Source organism: Mesorhizobium sp. M2E.F.Ca.ET.209.01.1.1, assembly GCF_004010375.2.
Taxonomy (GTDB): domain Bacteria; phylum Pseudomonadota; class Alphaproteobacteria; order Rhizobiales; family Rhizobiaceae; genus Mesorhizobium.
On record NZ_SADP02000500.1, the window covers coordinates 1 to 357 of the forward strand.

2 protein-coding genes are annotated in these 357 nt (G+C 64.1%); one reads left to right on the top strand and one right to left on the bottom strand.

Annotated elements, in window-relative coordinates; genetic code table 11:
• A partial coding sequence (locus EN852_RS36655) for an EamA family transporter (protein WP_145994152.1) occupies window positions 1-237 on the top strand: 237 nt, incomplete at its 5' end.
• 10 nt (window positions 238-247) lie between these two features.
• Here the strand turns inward: EN852_RS36655 and EN852_RS36660 are convergent.
• Window positions 248-357, bottom strand: a 110-nt coding sequence (locus EN852_RS36660) for a dienelactone hydrolase family protein (protein ID WP_189546480.1), incomplete at its 5' end; no start/stop codon positions are given.

Here is a 357-nt window from a genome sequence, read left to right on the forward strand (position 1 = left end):
CTGATCGCCGCGATCGGCGTCGGCGTCTGCTCTTCAGTCATCCCTTACATCTGCGATCAACTCGCCATGGCGCGACTGCCGCGCGCGAGCTTCGCGCTGATGCTGTCGCTCCTGCCGCTCACGGCGACGCTCATCGGCGTCGTCGTGCTGCGCCAGGTGCCGGTCGTCACGGATTGCCTCGGCGTCGCTCTGGTGATCGCCGGCGTTGCCATGCACAAGCCGGCGGCAAATACATGAATTTGTTCGACTAGGCGAGCTTCTCTTTGAGAAACGCCACTGTCCTGCCCCAGGCAAGGTCGGCCGCCTTCTTGTCGTAGCGCGCGGCCGAAGTGTCGTTGTTGAAGGCGTGGTTGGCGC